Source organism: Paraburkholderia sp. GAS333, assembly GCF_050435665.1.
Lineage (GTDB): Bacteria > Pseudomonadota > Gammaproteobacteria > Burkholderiales > Burkholderiaceae > Paraburkholderia > Paraburkholderia fungorum_A.
Window position 1 is genome coordinate 39,477 of the sequence record NZ_JBNDKS010000010.1, and the last position, 18,025, is coordinate 57,501.

16 protein-coding genes are annotated in these 18,025 nt (G+C 62.4%); 12 read left to right on the forward strand and 4 right to left on the reverse strand.

Annotated features, from left to right (window positions below):
• Positions 1-45: 45 nt before the first annotated feature.
• Entirely contained in the window at positions 46-699 is a 654-nt protein-coding gene (gene yihA / locus ABH945_RS32775; protein WP_074766142.1) for a ribosome biogenesis GTP-binding protein YihA/YsxC, read from the reverse strand.
• Between the two features lie 217 nt (positions 700-916).
• Here yihA and ABH945_RS32780 point away from each other — a divergent pair, with 217 nt between their 5' ends.
• The 5 genes from ABH945_RS32780 (at position 917) to msrQ (ending at position 7,055) form a co-directional block, all read left to right on the forward strand.
• Positions 917-1,570: a c-type cytochrome gene (locus tag ABH945_RS32780; protein ID WP_074766140.1), complete on the forward strand. Its 654-nt coding sequence runs from the start codon at positions 917-919 to the stop codon at positions 1,568-1,570.
• A gap of 115 nt (positions 1,571-1,685) precedes the next feature.
• A complete protein-coding gene (locus tag ABH945_RS32785) occupies positions 1,686-3,908 on the forward strand; it encodes a cytochrome c biogenesis protein ResB (RefSeq protein WP_429253404.1) in 2,223 nt (740 codons plus the stop codon).
• A 4-nt stretch (positions 3,909-3,912) separates the two neighbouring features.
• Positions 3,913-5,121: a c-type cytochrome biogenesis protein CcsB gene (gene ccsB, locus ABH945_RS32790; protein ID WP_074766136.1), complete on the forward strand. Its 1,209-nt coding sequence runs from the start codon at positions 3,913-3,915 to the stop codon at positions 5,119-5,121.
• A 197-nt stretch (positions 5,122-5,318) separates the two neighbouring features.
• Positions 5,319-6,314, forward strand: a complete 996-nt coding sequence (gene msrP / locus ABH945_RS32795; protein ID WP_429253405.1) for a protein-methionine-sulfoxide reductase catalytic subunit MsrP — start codon at positions 5,319-5,321, stop codon at positions 6,312-6,314.
• Positions 6,315-6,323: 9 nt separating this feature from the next.
• Positions 6,324-7,055 (forward strand): protein-methionine-sulfoxide reductase heme-binding subunit MsrQ, encoded by a 732-nt coding sequence (gene msrQ / locus ABH945_RS32800; protein ID WP_429253406.1) that lies wholly within the window; start codon positions 6,324-6,326, stop codon positions 7,053-7,055.
• A gap of 93 nt (positions 7,056-7,148) precedes the next feature.
• Here the strand turns inward: msrQ and lysA are convergent, their stop codons facing one another.
• Together lysA and lptM are read right to left on the reverse strand one after the other, a co-directional pair.
• Positions 7,149-8,411 (reverse strand): diaminopimelate decarboxylase, encoded by a 1,263-nt coding sequence (gene lysA / locus ABH945_RS32805; protein ID WP_429253407.1) that lies wholly within the window; start codon positions 8,409-8,411, stop codon positions 7,149-7,151.
• Positions 8,412-8,420: 9 nt separating this feature from the next.
• A complete protein-coding gene (lptM, locus tag ABH945_RS32810) occupies positions 8,421-8,765 on the reverse strand; it encodes an LPS translocon maturation chaperone LptM (RefSeq protein ID WP_074766128.1) in 345 nt (114 codons plus the stop codon).
• A 35-nt stretch (positions 8,766-8,800) separates the two neighbouring features.
• Here lptM and cyaY point away from each other — a divergent pair, with 35 nt between their 5' ends.
• Entirely contained in the window at positions 8,801-9,121 is a 321-nt protein-coding gene (gene cyaY, locus ABH945_RS32815; protein WP_074766126.1) for an iron donor protein CyaY, read from the forward strand.
• Between the two features lie 90 nt (positions 9,122-9,211).
• Here the strand turns inward: cyaY and ABH945_RS32820 are convergent, their stop codons facing one another.
• Positions 9,212-11,608 carry a penicillin-binding protein 1A gene (locus ABH945_RS32820; RefSeq protein WP_429253408.1) on the reverse strand — a complete coding sequence of 799 codons (2,397 nt, stop codon included), beginning with the start codon at positions 11,606-11,608 and terminating at the stop codon, positions 9,212-9,214.
• Between the two features lie 253 nt (positions 11,609-11,861).
• Between ABH945_RS32820 and pilM the strand changes: the two genes are divergently transcribed.
• The 6 genes from pilM (at position 11,862) to aroB (ending at position 18,009) form a co-directional block, all read left to right on the forward strand.
• Complete coding sequence (pilM, locus tag ABH945_RS32825) at positions 11,862-12,854, forward strand: type IV pilus biogenesis protein PilM (protein WP_429253409.1); 993 nt, start codon at positions 11,862-11,864, stop codon at positions 12,852-12,854.
• Positions 12,851-13,609 (forward strand): fimbrial assembly protein, encoded by a 759-nt coding sequence (locus tag ABH945_RS32830; protein ID WP_429253410.1) that lies wholly within the window; start codon positions 12,851-12,853, stop codon positions 13,607-13,609. The genes pilM and ABH945_RS32830 overlap by 4 nt, the downstream gene beginning before the upstream one ends.
• Positions 13,606-14,526, forward strand: coding sequence for a hypothetical protein (locus ABH945_RS32835; protein ID WP_429253411.1), 921 nt, complete (start codon positions 13,606-13,608; stop codon positions 14,524-14,526). The genes ABH945_RS32830 and ABH945_RS32835 overlap by 4 nt, the downstream gene beginning before the upstream one ends.
• On the forward strand, positions 14,523-16,265 hold the full coding sequence (locus ABH945_RS32840) for a type IV pilus secretin PilQ (protein ID WP_429253460.1): 1,743 nt from the start codon (positions 14,523-14,525) through the stop codon (positions 16,263-16,265). The genes ABH945_RS32835 and ABH945_RS32840 overlap by 4 nt, the downstream gene beginning before the upstream one ends.
• Before the next feature lie 107 nt (positions 16,266-16,372).
• Positions 16,373-16,924, forward strand: a complete 552-nt coding sequence (locus ABH945_RS32845) for a shikimate kinase (RefSeq protein ID WP_429253412.1) — start codon at positions 16,373-16,375, stop codon at positions 16,922-16,924.
• Complete coding sequence (gene aroB / locus ABH945_RS32850; RefSeq protein ID WP_429253413.1) at positions 16,924-18,009, forward strand: 3-dehydroquinate synthase; 1,086 nt, start codon at positions 16,924-16,926, stop codon at positions 18,007-18,009. The genes ABH945_RS32845 and aroB overlap by 1 nt, the downstream gene beginning before the upstream one ends.
• The last annotated feature ends 16 nt before the right edge of the window (positions 18,010-18,025 follow it).

The window sequence follows — 18,025 nt, forward strand, 5'->3', positions numbered from 1 at the left end:
AACGGAAATGATGGTTTCGCGCCCCTGGAGCAGCGGCGGTTGCGCTTACTCCGCAGCGTCCGCTTCGCCCTTCGCAGAAGGGATCAGCCAGCTTTCAACCAGCTCATGCGCTTCGTCGATCCCGACACGCTTGAGCGCCGAGAAAAGTTGCGCAGTCAGATCGCCGCGATAGCCCGCAGTGCGATATTCAGCCAGACCTTTCTGTGTCGCGCGCAACGCGTTGACGCTTTCCTGGCGGGTCAATTTGTCGCACTTGGTCAGCAGCGTGTGAATCGGCTTGCCGGTCGGCGCGAACCACTCGATCATGCGCCGGTCCAGATCGGTCAGCGGACGGCGCGAGTCCATCATCAAAATCATGCCGCGCAGTTGCGAGCGCGATTGCAGGTACGTGGACAGCAGCGCTTCCCAGTGAGCCTTCGCCGCCCCCGGCACTTCGGCGTAACCGTAGCCGGGCAGGTCGACCAGATACGCGGTCGGATCGTCTTCCTTACCCACCGAAAAATAATTGATGTGCTGCGTGCGTCCCGGCGTCTTGCTGGCGAAGGCCAGTCGCTTCTGATTGCACAGAATGTTGATGGCCGTCGACTTGCCGGCGTTCGAGCGCCCGGCGAAGCAGATCTCGGGTTGCGACGTGGCCGGCAGATCACGCAGGTGATTGACGGTCGTGAAAAAGCGGGATTGGTGGAGCAGGAAGGACATGATCAGGCCAGGATTCGAGACGCCGGGGAACCCGGAGTGGGGACGGGTCAAGCCCGACTGGCGTCTTAGCGATTAGCGAGTTATTGTACAATACGATGGTTTACTGAAAACCTGAGGAGGCCAGCCCGCGTGCCTTGGCGCGTTACTGGTGGTCACTCGGTCGCCGTCGTATTTTGCAAAACCTCTAAAATCCCACAAGACGAGACAGGGTGTGCGAATGAATCGACTGAGCAAGACTCTGATGGTGCTTCATGTAGCGGCAGGTCTTTCAGGTTTGGCAATTCAGGCACGAGCAGCAGATCCGGTCAAGCCGGACGTCAATCGGGGGCAGGCAATCGCGGTGCAGGTTTGCGCGTCATGTCATGGTGCAGACGGCAACAGTGCTGGCGGCGCATATCCGAAGCTGGCGGGTCAGCATCCTGAGTACCTCGTCAAGCAGCTCAAAGACTTCAAGATTCAGCCGGGCGCCAAACAGCCCGCGCGCAACAATGCGATCATGGCGGGCATGGCCGCGGCGCTGTCCGATCAGGACATGATCAACGTGGCAGCCTATTTCTCGACGCAAACCCCGAAGCCCGGTTACGCGCACAACAAAGACACGGTCGCGCTAGGTGAGAAGATTTATCGCGGCGGGGTTGCCGACAAGGGTGTGCCGGCCTGCGCAAGCTGTCACGGGCCGACCGGTCAGGGCATTCCCTCTCAGTTCCCGCGTTTGTCGGGGCAATGGGCGGAATATTCGGTGGCCCAGTTGCTGGCGTTCACGCAAGGTCCTGGCGCTCGTAATAACAACGACGCGATGCATGCGATAGCATCGCGTCTGTCGGACAGCGAGATCAAGGCTGTTGCCGATTACATCGCGGGCTTGCATTAAGAGTCCGCACGCAAGTGCAACCGTCCTGGCAAGGTCGGTACAAAACAAGAAAAGGGTGGAGGCTTCGTGTCTACGACAGCCTTTCACCCTTTTTTGCTGTTCAGTCGGAGTATGAATGAGCGTTACCACGTCGGGTTTGCAGTCGAAGTCGGGCAATCGCATCACGCGCAGCGTCGTCGAAGTATTGAGTTCGATGCGTTTTGCGATTGCGCTGCTCGTGATCCTGTCGATTGCCAGCATCATCGGCACCGTTCTCACGCAGGACGATCCGTATCCCAACTACGTCAATCAGTTCGGCCCGTTCTGGGCGGACATCTTCCGCTCGCTGAGTCTGTACACGGTGTACAGCTCGTGGTGGTTCATGACGATCCTCGGCTTTCTGATGGTGTCGGTGTCGCTATGCGTGATCCGCAACGCGCCGAAGATGGTCGCCGACGCGAAGAGCTGGAAGGACAAAGTCCGCGAAAACAGCCTGCGCGCGTTCCATCACAAGGGCGAGTTCGCGGTGAACGGCACGCGTGCGCAGACGTCCGCGGTGCTCGCCAGACTCTCATCGAAGCTCGGCTACAAGTTCGTCACGCGTGAGTCCGAAGGCGCGACGCTGATCGCGGCCAAGCGCGGCGCGTTGACCAAGTTCGGCTACATCTCCGCTCACCTCGCTATCGTTGTGATCTGCGTGGGCGGCCTGCTCGACAGCAATCTGCCGATCAAGCTGCAGATGTGGATGTTCGACAAGTCGCCGATCCGCTCGAACACCGTGATCAACGACATCACGCCCGACCATCGTCTGTCGCAATCGAACCCGACGTTCCGTGGTTATGCATGGGTGCCGGAAGGGCAGCACGTGTCGACGGCGATCCTGAACCAGCCCGACGGCTCGCTCATTCAGGACCTGCCTTTCTCGATCGAACTGAACAAGTTCATCGTCGATTACTACTCGACGGGCATGCCGAAGCTGTTCGCGAGCGACATCGTCGTGGTCGATCACCAGACGGGCGCGCGCATCCCGGCGCGCGTCGAAGTGAACAAACCGTTCACCTATGACGGCGTATCGATCTATCAGTCGAGCTTCCAGGACGGCGGCTCGCAGATGCAGATGACCGCCTTTCCGATGACCGGCGCGAGCGCGAAAACCGCGCCGTTCGGCGGCACGATCGGCGGCAATGCGCCGCTGAGCACTGCAACGCCGCTCGCAGATGGACAAACGGTCGAGTTCACCGACTTCCGCGCGATCAACGTCGAAAACATTTCGAACGGCAGTGGCCAGAACGACGCGCGCGGCGTTGCTGCGCATCAAACGTTGAAGGAAGCGTTCGACGAACGGCTCGGCTCGGGCGCTAAAACCTCGAAGCCACTCGATCTGCATAACGTCGGCCCGTCGGTCCAATACAAGGTGCGCGGCAAGGACGGCCAGGCGCGCGAGTACAACAATTACATGCTGCCGGTGGATGTGTCGGGCGAAAAAATGTTCTTGGCCGGCATGCGCGTGAATCCGGACGATCCGTTCCGCTACCTGCGCATTCCCGCCGACGCCGGCGGCACGGTCAAGGAGTGGATGAACCTGCGCGCGACGCTCGAAGATCCGGCCATGCGCACGACCGCCGCTCATCGTTTCGCGCAGCGCTCGGTGCCCGGTTCGAACCCCGAGTTGCAGCAGCATCTGGAAGAAAGCGCGCTGCGCGTGCTGACCCTTTTCGCGGGCGCCGACAACAGCATCAAGATGCCGGACGGCCAGCCGGTCGGTGGCTTCCAGGCCATCGCTGGTTTTATCGACCATTCGGTGCCGAAGGGCGAGCAGGAAAAGGCCGCCGGTCTGCTGCTGCGCATGCTCGAAGGCGCGACGTGGGACCTGTGGCAACTGTCCCGCCAGCAACTGGGCGAGCCCGAAGCGCAGGCCAACGCGGACGCCAGTCGCTTCGTGCAAAGTTCGATCAACGCGATATCTGACAGCTTTCTGTATGGATCGCCGGTCTATTTACAACTTGACTCGTTCAAGCAGGTGCAAGCTTCGGTATTTCAGTTGACGCGCGCGCCGGGCAAAAAAGTCGTGTATCTTGGCAGCCTGCTCCTCGTGTTAGGCATCTTTTCGATGTTCTACGTCCGCGAACGGCGCCTCTGGTTCTGGCTTAAAGATACCGATCACGGCACAAACGTCGTGATGGCGATGTCGAGCGCACGCAAAACACTCGACTTCGAAAAAGAGTTCGTCCAGACGCGCGACGCCGTAGGCGCTGCGCTCGGCGCGAAACTCACCGTAGCATCCGACGCCGACAGCGCCTCCAGCAAGCCCGGCCCTGCCGGCGCGCCGTCCGCCAGTTCACAAGATTCGACCCGGTAAGATCATGGACTTGACTCAGGTTTCCTCATCCTCCTCCGCATCGCGGCCCGACAAGACGTTCGCGAGCGAGACGCTCAATGTCGCGCAGTACGACGACCGGCCGTTCCTGAAGCGGCTCGGCGCGATCGACTGGCTGTTTGCCGTGGTGATGGTCGCGGGCGCGGGTTTTGCGCTGTCGCGCTATCACCCGTTCATGAATTACTACGACAAGCTTGTGCTGGTGTGCGCGGTGCCGGTGTTCATCACGCTCGGCTGGCGCTGGAAGCCGGTGCGTCCACTGATGGTGGGCATTGCAGCGCTGTCGCTGCTGGCCATCCAGATCTATCACGGCGACCTCAGCCGCGCCGATAACGCGTTCTTCCTCAAGTATTTCCTGTCGAGCCAGTCCGCGATTCTGTGGATGAGCGCGCTCTTCGTGTTCGCTACCGTGTTCTACTGGATCGGCCTGCTGTCGCGCTCGCCGACTGGCGCCGCGATCGGTTCGAAGATGACGTGGGCCGCAGTGGTGATGGGCTTTGTCGGCCTGATGGTGCGCTGGTACGAGTCCTACCTGATCGGCGCTGACGTCGGCCATATTCCAATCTCGAACCTGTACGAAGTGTTCGTGCTGTTCAGCCTGATCACCGCGCTGTTTTATCTGTACTACGAGCAGCACTACAACACCCGCGCGCTCGGCGCGTTCGTGCTGCTGGTGATCAGCGCGGCTGTCGGCTTCCTGATGTGGTACTCGGTCGCTCGCGACGCGCAGCAAATCCAGCCGCTCGTCCCCGCGCTGCAAAGCTGGTGGATGAAGATCCACGTGCCGGCGAACTTCATCGGCTACGGCAGCTTCGCGCTGTCGGCCATGGTCGGGGTCGCGTATCTGTCGAAAGAGCGTGGCGTGCTGGCCGACCGCCTGCCCGCGCTCGATGTGCTCGATGACCTGATGTACAAGTCGATCGCCGTCGGTTTCGCGTTCTTCACGATCGCGACGATTCTCGGCGCGTTGTGGGCCGCTGAAGCCTGGGGCGGTTACTGGAGCTGGGACCCGAAGGAAACGTGGGCGCTGATCGTCTGGCTGAACTACGCGGCCTGGCTGCACATGCGTCTGATGAAGGGGTTGCGCGGCGCGGTGGCGGCATGGTGGGCGCTGACCGGTCTGCTGGTCACGACCTTCGCGTTCCTCGGCGTGAACATGTTCCTGTCGGGCTTGCATAGCTACGGCAAGCTGTAAGAACCGTTGCTTCAGACGTTCAAGAAACCGCCGCGTGCTTTGCACCCGGCGGTTTTTTTATGGCGCGCGGAATATTCGCTGCATCCAAGGTGTTCGCTGTTGGAGTACCTATGGATGAGCGGCCGACGACCGCGCCCGCAGTCATCACTATGGCCCCGTAAGATGTGCGAATCGATGGGCCGTCAAGGAGCAGCAGGATGTGGATCAAACGCAGCGACAGAACAAAACTGACCGGCGACGACATTGCGCGCAGTGAAATCACGCCGCAGCGCGTTTTCGAGAACCGGCGGCGCGTGTTGCAGGCGGCCGGTGCGACGGCGCTCGGCGGCCTGATCGGCGCGCATGGCGAGGCGGCGCGGGCGGCCTATACGTCGCCGGACGCGAAAGCACAGAAGCTGGCCGCGAAGACCAACTCGCGCTTCGTCGCGCTCGACCAGGCCACGCCGTTCAAGGACATCACCACCTACAACAATTTCTACGAGTTCGGCACCGACAAGGCCGATCCCGCGCAGAACGCGGGGACGCTGCGGCCGCATCCGTGGAAGGTGAGCGTCGAGGGCGAGATCAAGAATCCGAAGGTGTATGACATCGACGAATTGCTCAAGCTGGCGCCGCTCGAGGAGCGGGTGTACCGGCTGCGCTGCGTCGAAGGATGGTCGATGGTGATTCCGTGGATCGGCATACCGCTGTCGGAATTGATCAAACGCGTGCAGCCCAACGGTAATGCGAAGTACGTGCAGTTCATCACGCTGGCCGATCCGTCGCAGATGCCTGGCCTGTCGACGCCCGTGCTCGACTGGCCCTATTCCGAGGGTCTGCGGATGGACGAAGCGATGAATCCGCTGACGCTGCTGACAATGGGCCTCTACGGGCAGGTTCTGCCGAATCAGAACGGCGCGCCGGTGCGCGTCGTGGTGCCGTGGAAGTACGGCTTTAAAAGCGCGAAGTCGCTGGTGAAAATCCGCTTTCTCGACAAGCAGCCGCCGACTAGCTGGAACACGTATGCGTCGAACGAGTATGGGTTTTATTCGAACGTGAATCCGAACGTGGATCATCCGCGCTGGAGTCAGGCGACCGAGCGACGTATCGGTGACGGTTTTTTCACGCCGAAGCGCAAGACGCTGATGTTCAACGGGTACGGGGATCAGGTTGCGTCGCTCTATCAAGGCATGGACCTGAAGAAGAATTTCTGAGGCACGACGATGGATTCCGATACGCAACCGGCCAGCGAGACCGAGTCCGAGCACAAGACGCAGCGTGCGCAAGCGGCAGGGTCTTATGTTTCATCCCGGACCATTCAGACGCCGAATAAGACTCGGCCTCCGAGCGGCGCGCGCTGGATCGCGCCAGCCAAGGTCGCCGTGTTCATCGCCGCTTGGTATCCGCTCGCGCGCCTCGTGTTATTCGGGATGACCGACCGGCTCGGCGCCAATCCGATCGAGTTCATCACGCGCTCGACCGGTCTCTGGACGCTGGTTTTTCTGTGCATCACGCTGGCCGTGACCCCGTTGCGCCGACTCACCGGCGTCGCGGCGCTCGTGCGTTTTCGCCGGATGCTCGGCCTCTACGCGTTCTTCTACGCGACGCTGCATTTCACGACTTATCTCTGGTTCGACAAGTGGTTCGACGTGGCGGCCATTCTGAAGGACATCGGCAAGCGGCCATTCATCACCGTGGGTTTCGCGGCGTTCGTGTTACTGATCGCGCTCGCGATAACGTCGCCGCGTGCAATGGTGCGCAAACTCGGCCGACGCTGGCAGACGCTGCATCGCGCGATCTATCTGATTGGCGCGCTCGCGATCCTGCATTTCTGGTGGATGAAGGCCGGCAAGCACGACCTGTTTCTGCCGAAGATTTACGGCGCGATCATGATCGTGTTACTGGGTTGGAGGTTGATTGCGTGGTTGCGTGGGAGTCGGTTGAGAACGCGTTGAGCGCTCGCGAATTCACTTGAGCACAGCACGAAAAAAAGGCGATGCCGCATTGGCATCGCCTTTTTTCATGTTGCTCGCGTCACCGCGTTGCGTTTACGCCGGCAGAATCGTTTCGCCCGCAAACAGCTGCTGAACCTCTTCGCGTGCACGAACCACATACACCTGTGTACCATCGACCATCACCTCGGCCGCACGCGGGCGCGTGTTGTAGTTGGAGCTCATCACGAAGCCATATGCACCAGCCGAGCGGATCGCCAGCAGGTCGCCAGGTTCGACGGCCAGCAGACGTTCACGGCCGAGCCAGTCGCCGCTTTCGCAAACCGGGCCGACGACGTCATACACGTGAGCCGGAGTGTCGCGCTTAACGACGGCGTCGATTGCGTGGTACGCCTCGTACATCGCGGGACGCGCGAGATCGGTCATCGCTGCGTCGACGATTGCGAAGTTCTTTTCCGCGCCCGGCTTCAGAAACTCGACGCGTGTCAGCAGAATGCCCGTGTTGCCGACCAGCGAGCGGCCCGGCTCGAAATACACTTCGCGATGGCCGTGGCCGCGCGCCTCGATACGATCCAGCACAGTACGCACGAACTCACCGATCTCCGGCGGAGTTTCGTCGTCGTAGGTAATGCCGAGGCCACCGCCTACGTCGATATGACGGATCTTCACGCCGTCCTGTTCGATCTGCTCGACCAGTTCCAGCACTTTGTCGACCGCGTCGAGGTAAGGCGCGACTTCGGTGATCTGCGAGCCGATATGGCAGTCGATACCGACCACGTCGAGATTCGCCATCGCTGCCGCCGCGCGATACGTGGCGCGCGCGTCTTCGAAAGCGACGCCGAACTTGTTCGACTTCAGGCCGGTGGAAATATACGGATGCGTTTTTGCATCGACATCAGGATTCACGCGAAGCGACACAGGCGCCTTCTTGCCCATTTCCGCCGCAACCGCGTTCAGCCGATCCAGCTCGGGAATCGACTCGACGTTGAAGCATTTGACGCCGGCCGCGAGCGCGTCGCGCATTTCGTTCGCATGCTTGCCGACGCCGGAAAACACGGTGTTTTCCGCTTTGCCGCCAGCTGCCAGCACGCGCGCCAGTTCGCCGCCCGACACGATGTCGAAGCCCGCGCCGAGTCGCGCGAACACGTTCAGCACCGCGAGATTGCTGTTGGCCTTGACGGCCACGTGAACCGTTGCGCGACGGCCGGCGCAAGCGCCCGCGTACGCGTTCCATGCAGCGGTGAGGGCGGCGCGCGAGTACACGTACAGCGGCGTGCCGAATTGTTCGGCGAGGGAGACGGCGGACACGCCTTCGGCGTGCAATACGCCGTCGACGTAGTCAAATGCGGATCGAGTCATGCGAAAGTCTTATTGAACGGGGGTGACAGCGGAGGCAGGCAATGGAGCCGAGGTGCCGGATGCTGCGGACTCGGGCGGTGCGGCAAGTTCTGTTTCCGGCGAAAGCGACATTGCCGTGCCCGAAGTATCCGGCACGGTGCCGGCTTCGGAGGCGTTGCTGGTGTCCGGTTTTACGTCATCTGGCGACGGTGCCTGCGTGCGGGTGGCCGGTGGGGCGGGTAGCGGCGGAACTTGGGGCAGATAGAGCGCCCCGCGTTGCCCGCAGCCGGCAAGTGCGCAACCTGCGAGAATGACCAAACCCGCTACAATCGCGCGGCCGGGCGCCGCCGCGCGCATCCGAGATACGACTCGCATGACTGTCCCTGAATAAATAATCGATGGAGTTTAGCATGTCCGATAGTGATTACCTGACCCGTGCGGAAGCCGCGCTAGCCGCTATCGAAAGCGCGCTCGACGACACCGAAGCCGACATCGAACTCGAGCGCAGCGGCAACGTGCTGACCCTCGAATTCGAGAACCGCTCGAAGATTATCGTCAATCTCCAGCCGCCGATGCGCGAGATCTGGATCGCCGCGAAAGCAGGCGGCTTTCACTACCGTTTCATCGACGGCGAATGGCGCGACACCCGCGGCGGCACGGAGTTTTTCTCCGCGCTGACGGAGTACGCGACGCAGCAGGCGGGTGAGCCGGTGGTGTTCAAAGCCCCCTAAACGCGGGCCTGGAAGTCACGCTGAAAACAGAACCGCCGCGCATCGGGCGCGGCGGTTTTTTATTGGGCCGAACGGAAGCTGACGGTGCCGTCAGTGTCCGCGGAACAGATTCATGATGTCCTGCTTTTCCTGCTCGCCGACCTGTTCGGGAGCGGCCGCTGCGGCACTCGCCTGGGCATCCAGCGTCGCCTGACTCACGCCGACCGTCGAAACGAAGCCGTTGCCCGGCGTGAAGTCGTCGAAATAGAGTTCCGAGCCGATTTCGTCGACGTCTTCGGGGCGGGGCATCTTGTACTCCGGCACGCCTTTGAGCGCGCGCGCCATGTACTCGACCCAGACCGGCAGCGCGAGGCCGCCGCCGGTTTCCTTGTCGCCGAGACTGCGCGGATTGTCGTAGCCGATCCACGCAATCGCCGTGAGCGTGTGCTGATAACCGGCGAACCATGCGTCGCGCGAATCGTTGGTGGTGCCCGTCTTGCCGCCAAGATCGGTGCGTTTGAGCACGTTGGTCTTGGCGCCCGTGCCGTGTTGCGCGACGCTTTGCAGCAGACTGTTCATCACGTAGGCATTGCGCGGGGCGATGGCGTGCGGCGCGTTTTGCGCCGCAATCAGTGGCTGCGCGTGCGAAACCACGATGCCGCGCTGATCGGTAACCTCAGCGATCAGATACGGATTCACCCGATAGCCGCCGTTGGCGAACACTGAAAACGCACCGGCCATCTGCAACGGTGTGACGAGACCGGCGCCGAGCGCCATAGGCAGATAAGCCGGGTGCCGTTCCGCGTCGAAGCCGAAGCGCGTGATGTACTGCTGCGCGTACTTCGTGCCGATCTGGTTCAGGATGCGGATCGACACCAGGTTCTTCGACTTCATCAGCGCGGTACGCATGGTCATCGGACCGTCGAAGCCGCCGCCGTAGTTCTTCGGTTCCCACGCCTGGCCACCGGTCTCCGCTGCGCTAAAAAACAGCGGCGCGTCGTTGATGATCGTGGCCGGTCCGAGTCCCTTTTCGAGCGACGCCGAATAAATGAACGGCTTGAAACTCGAACCCGGCTGACGCCATGCCTGCGTCACGTGATTGAACTTGTTCTTGTTGAAGTCGAAGCCGCCGACCAGCGCGCGAATCGCGCCGTCCTGTGGAATCACGGAGATAAACGCGCCTTCAACTTGCGGCAATTGCGTGATCGACCAGTCGCCGTCGTCGTTCTTGACCAGACGGATGATCGCGCCCGGCCGCACGCGCTGGTTCGGCTGCGCACGCGTGTTGAGCGCGGATTGCGCATAACGCAGACCGTCGCCCTGAATGGTCGCGGTATTGCCGTCGATGAAGGTTGCCTGAACCTGCTTCGGACTCGCCGCCGTGACGACTGCCGCGATGATTTCGCCGTTATCCGGATGTTCGAGCAGTGCGTCGTCGATCGCCTGTTCGCGGTCTTCCGCGTCGGACGGCAGATCGATGAACGCCTCCGGTCCGCGATAGCCGTGACGACGTTCGTAGTCCATCAGACCTTTGCGCAGCGCGCGGTAAGCGACGTCCTGATCGGCTGAATCGATCGTGGTCACGACGTTCAGGCCGCGCGTGTATGCCTCTTCGCGATACTGCGCGTACATCATCTGCCGCACCATTTCCGCGACGTATTCCGCGTGCACGCTGAACTCCTTGCCCGCGCCCTTCACGACAAGCACCTGTCTGCTGGCCTCGTCGTATTGTTCCTGGTTGATGTAATGCAATTCGACCATGCGCTCCAGGATGTACTCCTGACGAACCTTCGCGCGCTTCGGATTCACCACCGGGTTATAGGCAGACGGCGCTTTCGGCAGGCCCGCGAGCATGGCCGATTCAGCCAGCGTCAGATCCTTCAGATCCTTGCCGAAGTACACGCGCGCCGCGCTCGCGAAGCCATACGCGCGCTGACCGAGATAGATCTGATTCATGTACACCTCGAGAATCTGATCTTTCGTCAGCTTCGACTCGATCTTGTACGCGAGCAGCATCTCGTAAATCTTGCGCGTGTAGGTCTTTTCGCTCGACAGGAAGAAGTTGCGCGCCACCTGCATGGTGATCGTGCTCGCGCCTTGCGTGGCATGACCATTGGTCAGCGCAACGATGCCGGCGCGCGCGATGCCGGTCAGATCGACGCCGCCGTGGTCGTAAAAGCGCGCGTCTTCGATCGCGAGAATCGCCTTCTTCAGACTATCGGGCACGTCCTGGATATGCACGATGTCGCGCCGCTCTTCGCCGAATTCGCCGATCAGCACGTGGTCGGCCGTGTAGATGCGCAGCGGCACTTTGGGACGGTAGTCGGTCAGCGCGTCGAGCGAAGGCAGGTTGGGCGTTGCTACGACCAGTGCGTATCCGACCACCAGCAACACGCACAGAACGCCCGCGACGATCAGACCGAAAAACCCAATGATGAGCTTGAGCCACCACGGGCGTTTGCGCTTCTGAGGGGCGGGCGGCGGGGACGTAGGAGACGTTGATTGCATATGTGCACCAAAAAACAGTCCCGCGATTATAGCCGCCAGGGCCGTTAGCTTTCGGGTTGCTTACGAACGGTAGCCTGCAAGTCAGCGGGGCGCTCAGCGATGACTTCACTGTAGACGCTTTGATGCCATGCAGGGCGTGCGCTGAGCAACGTTGGCCGTTCGGCCGAGTGTCGCTCGGGCGGCTGTCTACGGACAATTCTTCCTCGTTACTCGCGTTCGAATGGTTCGTCGCGTGGATCAGAGGGAGGACGTGATGAGCTTCAGCAATTCGTGGCTTCAAGCTGTGAAATCAGGTGCGCAGCGTTTTGGCGCGGGGATCGATATCGGTTCGCAGGTCTTGCGGCTGGTGGTGGTGAGTCAGCGTTCGCGTGCTCGCGGCGCACTGCATCTGGAATACCTTTGCACCATGCCGCTGGGCGCAGGGGCAATGGCCGGCAGCGAGATCGTCGACCGGCACGCGATAGCGCGTGCACTGCGCGACGCGTTCGCCGGTTTGCCGCGCGGCTGTGCAACACATGCATTGCGATGCGCGATGGCGATGCCTGCATCGGCCACGTTGACCAGCATCGTGCCGTTCGCGCGGCTCGTCGCGCAAAGCCATTGCGTGGAAGACGGTGGACACGCGCTCGCTGGGCTAGAACCCGCCGTGATGAGCGAGGCCGAGCGCATCGCAGGGCTGGAGCGGCACGCGCTCGCGGTGGACTGGTTCGTCGACGAAAGCCCTTCGCCAATCCGCTCCGTGACGATCGCGGCCACAGCGCGCCAACATCTGGAAGCGCGAATGGAGTGCGCCGCGATGGCCGGTATTTCGCTGACGGCCGTCGACGGCGAGCCGCACGCGGCGCTGCGTGCAATGCGTTACGCGGCGAGTCACGAACTCGATCCGCACGAGCCTTATGTCGCGTTATGGATCGGCACGGACGGCGTGTACGGATGGCGCATCGTCGACGATGGCATCGCCGGTGAAATGCGGTATCCGGCGCCCGAGCACGCCGATCTCGCCGATGCGTTGCGTGACCTCGTCCACGGTCCCGTGCTGGACTGCGCTCTGGTGAGCGGCGAGGTCAATCTGCTCGACGGCGTGGGTTTCTCGCTCGCTGATATCGCCGACATATTGGGCTGTACGACGCTGCCGTTCGAATGCGCCGCGCTGGGAGACCGCACGCGGCAATTCGTCGATCCGTTGTTATACGAGCCGGCCGGAGCGGTGGCATTTGGACTCGCATTGCGCGGAGTGTGCGAATGACGCGCGACCTTTTGAACTCACCTCTGCTTTCCCGTCCGCGCAGATTTTCGCGTTCCGCGAGTTCGCAGGCATCACCTTCATCGCGCAAAGTGCGCGTCGCAAAACCATGGCTCGGCGGATTCAACCTGCTGCCTTATCGACAACGCAATGCGCGTCTTGCGCGTCGGCGCTGTCTGCGTGAATGGCTTGCTGCCGCACTGGCCGGGGTCGCCGCTGTTGTTGTTCTGGCCGCGTGGCAGGCATTCGAGAAGACGCGAACCGACGCTGAACGCGCATCGATTGAACGGTCTTTCACACAAATGGCCGTGCCGCTCGCCGAACACGCCAGATTGACGCGCGCGCAGGACGAGCAGCGCAAAGCCACGGCGCTCGCCATGAGCTTGTCGGAGCCGCTCACCCATTTGCGCGATCTGCTCGATGCGCTGAGTTTTGAACCCGGCAACGGCGTCGTGTTGCGGCAGTTGCGTCAGCGTGAACACGACACCGAATTGCTGGCGACTTCGCGGGGACATCTCGCTTCGGCCGAGTGGCTCAAACGCCTGGGAGGGATTCGCGGCGTGACGGGAACGGAGATGAGCGACCTCCATCGTCCAGTGTTGCGTGCTCACGCGCTCGCGGATGAGAGCGTGACCGGACCGATCGAGTTTGGCGCGCGGTTGCTCTGGGGCGAGCCGGTTTTAAAAGCGGTTCGTGCTGTCGCAGCCGCCGCGGCGTCGCGTCCTGTGAAGTCGGAAATTTCTGGAGGTACAAAATGAGCACGATCCTTGTCAAATCCGGCGGCGCGGCGAACAGCGCAATCTCGCTTTCTTCTTTAATGGCGCAGGCGAGGTTGCCGCTCGAAGCATGGAGTCGGCGGCGTCGCTGGCTCACGGCTTTGGCGATTGCCGCGCTGGTTTTTGGCGCGGGCGCGTATGGCTGGGTTGTTGCCGACTTGAGCAGTATCGAGGCGAGCCGCGTTGCGTTGGCGGCCAGCAAGCAGCGGCTCGCGGATGCTTCGCGCTCGCTCACGCAGTTGCCCTCGTTGCGTCGCGCGTTCGCCGCAATGCCCGCCGAGCCATCGCACGCACCCTGGAGTTCAGCGGACGACGTGCGCGTCGTCTCCGAGCTGGCCGCGCAAAATAGCGTGTCGTTGCAGGCGGTGGCGCCGGGTGCGCCGACCAGCGCGAACGCCGATGGCGGGCGTCCCTTGCAGATCACCGCCCACACCGACTTCGTGCATCTGATGGCGTTCATGCGCGGGCTTTCCGACTTGCCGGTGCTGATCGTGCCGGTCGACGTAACCGTCAAGCAGGATGCCGCCTCTCTATCGGTGAGCGCGACATTGCGCGTGTTCAATGTGCTGCGGCCGGCTGTGTCAGCCACTTCGACCGACGCCTTCAACGACGCAAGTCTCGATTCGGATGACGACGAAGACATCGTATTCTTCGACCCGTTTTCGCATCCGCAGATGCAAGCCGGTGACGATCTTCCCGATAGTTCGTTGCTGCGCGTGGTCGGATTGTTGCGCGACTTAACGCGCGGTCTGGCTTTGCTAGATACGCAGGATGGCTCGACAACCGTGACCTTCGGGCAACAGGTCGGGGCTGAGCGGGTCACGAGAATCGACGCGGATGGTGTCACGCTTGCTAACGGTGGCACGACGCGCACGCTGGCGCTGGCGGAGGCGTCCTGATGCGTATTGTTGATCCATCCGTTGCAGTGCACCCGAATGGCGGCGCGCAGGTTGCTCGCGGTTCCGGTATCGCACGCGCGCCGCGTGGCGCTCTCCTATATGTCGGCCTTTGCGTCAGCGCGACGTTGGGCGGCGGCGTTGCGCACGCGTCGATTGGGCCGCTGCCGCCGTTGCCCGCCTATATGCTGGCCGACGGTTCCGTTGCGGCGCAGTCCGATGCCTCGTACGACGCAGTGCCGCTGCCGCGTGCCGTCGCCGCAGAAGTGGCCAATCCATTTCGCGACGATTCATCGGACGATCCAGGCGTTGCGCGAAGTGCCACATCGTCTGACGGCGTGCCGCCCGAAGCCGACGCCAGCACATTTGCCGCCGCCGTTGAAGGTTCGGTCCCACTGCAAAGACGCCCGTCCGACCAGCCTCGCGACGACTCCACGAACGCCTCCGGCCTGGAAGGCCCGCCGGTGCCACTGCCGCCGCTCGAACGCCTGAGCGGCGCACCTAAAACCGCCGCCGACGCCCATCTTGCCGCCGACAACAAACCGATCTCCCTGAGCTTCCAGAAAGCCGAGCTCGGGGCGGTCCTCAAGGCCTTCGCCGAGTTCACGGGCCTGAACATCGTGGCGAGCGAGAAAGTGCGCGGCGTGGTCTCGTTGCGGCTCGACAAGGTGCCATGGCGAGCGGCATTCGACACCTTGCTCGACGTCAACAATCTGGCCATGGAGCGCCACGGCAATGTGGTCTGGGTCGCGCCCCAGGCGGAACTGGCGGCGCGTGAGCGACAACGTTTCGAAGCCCACGCGCGTGCCGCCGACCTCGAGCCGCTGGCGAGCCGCACGGTCCAGCTGCATTACGCGCATGCCGAAGATGTCCGGCGTCTGCTGACCGGCTCCGGCACCCAGCGCGTGCTGTCCAAGCGTGGTGCCGTGACGGCGGACCCGCGCACCAATCTCCTGTTCATTACCGACATTGAAGGGCGGCTCGCTCAGATTGAGACGCTGGTCGCCGCAGTCGACCGGCCGACCCGCCAGGTGCTGATCGAGGCGCATATCGTCGAAGGCGAGCATGGTTTTTCGCGCAATCTCGGCGTGAAGCTGTCGATGGCGGCCACTAACGCCGACGGTACGGCGAAAGGTTTGAACGGTAACGCGGACGGCACCGTCTACGATCTGTCGGCCCGGCCGATTTCAGGCTTCGACGCGGCAACCGCCGGCCTGACCCTATTCGCCGCCGCAGCCACCCGTCTGCTGAATGTCGAGCTGAGTGCACTCGAAGCCGAGGGGCGCGGGGAAATCGTGTCGAGTCCGCGTGTCGTCACGGCGGACCGGATGAAAGCGGTGGTCGAGCAGGGCACCGAGCTGCCGTATCAGGCGAAAGTGGGGCAGGGCGTGTCGGGCGTGCAGTTTCGCCGGGCTACGCTCAAACTGGAGGTCGAGCCGCAAATCATGCCGGACGGCCGCGTTGTGCTGGACCTCGACGTCGCCAAAGACAGCGTCGGCGAACAGACCGACGCCGGACCCGCGATCAACACCAAACACGTACAAACACGCGTCGAAGTCGAGGATGGTGGTACGGTGTCGATCGGCGGAATTTACGCGACCGACGACCGGGATGATGTGACTCGGGTGCCGCTCCTGGGCAAAATACCGTTTTTGGGCGCGCTTTTTCGCAACACCACACATCGTGACCAGCGCAGTGAACTGGCAATTTTCATCACGCCGCGCGTCGTCCAGAAAAATTAGGGATAGGGTGCCGTCGCTCGCCAGCGGCGGCGCTCAGGCTCGACAAGGCGGCTGCTTTGCCAGTAAGCTGCGGCACGAACCCATACCGGATTAGCCAGAGGACACCGTTGCAAGCGCGGGACGCACACGCCAATGTAATTTTCGTAGGGCTCATGGGGGCAGGGAAAACCACCGTGGGCCGGGCCATTGCGCGCCGTCTCGATCGCCCGTTCTTCGATTCCGACCATGAAATCGAAGCGCGCACGGGCGCGCGCATCCCTGTGATCTTCGAGCTGGAGGGCGAGGCGGGCTTTCGCGACCGCGAGGCGAGCGTGATTTCCGAGCTCACCGGGCGCGAAAATATCGTGCTGGCGACTGGCGGCGGCGCGGTTTTGCGGCCTGAAAACCGCACGGCGCTGCAGAACAACGGCGTAGTGATCTATCTGCGCGCCAATCCGCACGATCTGTGGCTGCGCACCCGGCGCGACAAGAACCGGCCGCTTCTGCAAACCGAAGATCCCAAGGCACGCCTCGAAGCGCTCTATGAAGTGCGCGACCCGCTGTACCGGGAATGCGCGCATTTCGTGATTGAAACCGGCCGGCCTTCGGTCAACGGACTCGTCAATATGGTTCTGATGCAGCTCGAGATGGCCGGCGTAGCCAAACATCCTGCTTCATAATGGACCGTATGATTACCGTCAACGTCGAACTGGGCGAGCGCGCCTACCCCATCCATATCGGTGCCGATCTGATCGGTCAGACGGCGTTGTTCGCGCCGCACATCGCCGGTAATTCGGTCACCATCGTCACCAACACCACCGTCGATCCGCTTTACGGCGACAAGTTGCGCGCCGCGCTGGCGCCGCTGGGCAAACAGGTGTCGACGGTCGTTTTGCCGGACGGCGAAGCGCACAAGAACCTCGAAACGCTGAATCTGATTTTCGACGCGCTGCTCGGCTCGCGCGCCGACCGCAAGACGACGCTGATCGCACTGGGCGGCGGCGTGATCGGCGATATGACCGGTTTTGCGGCTGCCTGCTACATGCGTGGCGTGCCGTTCATCCAGGTGCCGACCACGTTGCTGTCGCAGGTGGATTCGTCGGTGGGCGGCAAGACGGGTATCAATCACCCGCTCGGCAAGAACATGATTGGCGCGTTCTACCAGCCGCAGGCAGTGATCGCCGACATCGGCGCGCTGCGCACGCTGCCCGGGCGCGAACTGGCTGCGGGCGTCGCCGAAGTCATCAAGACCGGCGCGATCGCCGACGCAGGCTTCTTCGACTGGATCGAAGCCAATATCGATGCGCTGAACCGCTGCGAGCCGGAAGCGCTGACCGAGGCGGTCAAGCGGTCGTGCGAGATCAAGGCGTCGGTGGTCGCACAGGACGAGCGCGAAGGCGGCCTGCGCGCCATCCTCAATTTCGGCCACACGTTCGGCCACGCGATCGAAGCCGGACTCGGCTATGGCGAATGGCTGCACGGCGAGGCGGTCGGCTGCGGAATGGTGATGGCGGCGGATCTGTCGGTGCGCATGGGCTATCTCGACGCCGCGGAGCGCAAGCGCCTGGTCGACGTGATCGTCGCCGCGCATTTGCCGACCAAAGCGCCGTCGCTCGGCGCAGCGCGTTATGTCGAACTCATGCAGGTCGACAAGAAGGCGGAAGCCGGCGCAATCAAATTCATTCTGCTGAAGCGTTTCGGTGAGACGCTGATCACCCAGGCGCCCGACGCCGAAGTGCAAGCCACGCTGGCCGCCGCTATCTAGTTCGACGGAGCATTTT

Bases quoted from the DNA above. Each gene is read 5' to 3' on its own strand.
- yihA (WP_074766142.1), bottom strand. From the start codon at position 699: ATGTCCTTCCTGCTCCACCAATCCCGCTTTTTCACGACCGTCAATCAC.
- ABH945_RS32780 (WP_074766140.1), top strand. From the start codon at position 917: ATGAATCGACTGAGCAAGACTCTGATGGTGCTTCATGTAGCGGCAGGT.
- ABH945_RS32785 (WP_429253404.1), top strand. From the start codon at position 1,686: ATGAGCGTTACCACGTCGGGTTTGCAGTCGAAGTCGGGCAATCGCATC.
- ccsB (WP_074766136.1), top strand. From the start codon at position 3,913: ATGGACTTGACTCAGGTTTCCTCATCCTCCTCCGCATCGCGGCCCGAC.
- msrP (WP_429253405.1), top strand. From the start codon at position 5,319: ATGTGGATCAAACGCAGCGACAGAACAAAACTGACCGGCGACGACATT.
- msrQ (WP_429253406.1), top strand. From the start codon at position 6,324: ATGGATTCCGATACGCAACCGGCCAGCGAGACCGAGTCCGAGCACAAG.
- lysA (WP_429253407.1), bottom strand. From the start codon at position 8,411: ATGACTCGATCCGCATTTGACTACGTCGACGGCGTATTGCACGCCGAA.
- lptM (WP_074766128.1), bottom strand. From the start codon at position 8,765: ATGCGAGTCGTATCTCGGATGCGCGCGGCGGCGCCCGGCCGCGCGATT.
- cyaY (WP_074766126.1), top strand. From the start codon at position 8,801: ATGTCCGATAGTGATTACCTGACCCGTGCGGAAGCCGCGCTAGCCGCT.
- ABH945_RS32820 (WP_429253408.1), bottom strand. From the start codon at position 11,608: ATGCAATCAACGTCTCCTACGTCCCCGCCGCCCGCCCCTCAGAAGCGC.
- pilM (WP_429253409.1), top strand. From the start codon at position 11,862: ATGAGCTTCAGCAATTCGTGGCTTCAAGCTGTGAAATCAGGTGCGCAG.
- ABH945_RS32830 (WP_429253410.1), top strand. From the start codon at position 12,851: ATGACGCGCGACCTTTTGAACTCACCTCTGCTTTCCCGTCCGCGCAGA.
- ABH945_RS32835 (WP_429253411.1), top strand. From the start codon at position 13,606: ATGAGCACGATCCTTGTCAAATCCGGCGGCGCGGCGAACAGCGCAATC.
- aroB (WP_429253413.1), top strand. From the start codon at position 16,924: ATGGACCGTATGATTACCGTCAACGTCGAACTGGGCGAGCGCGCCTAC.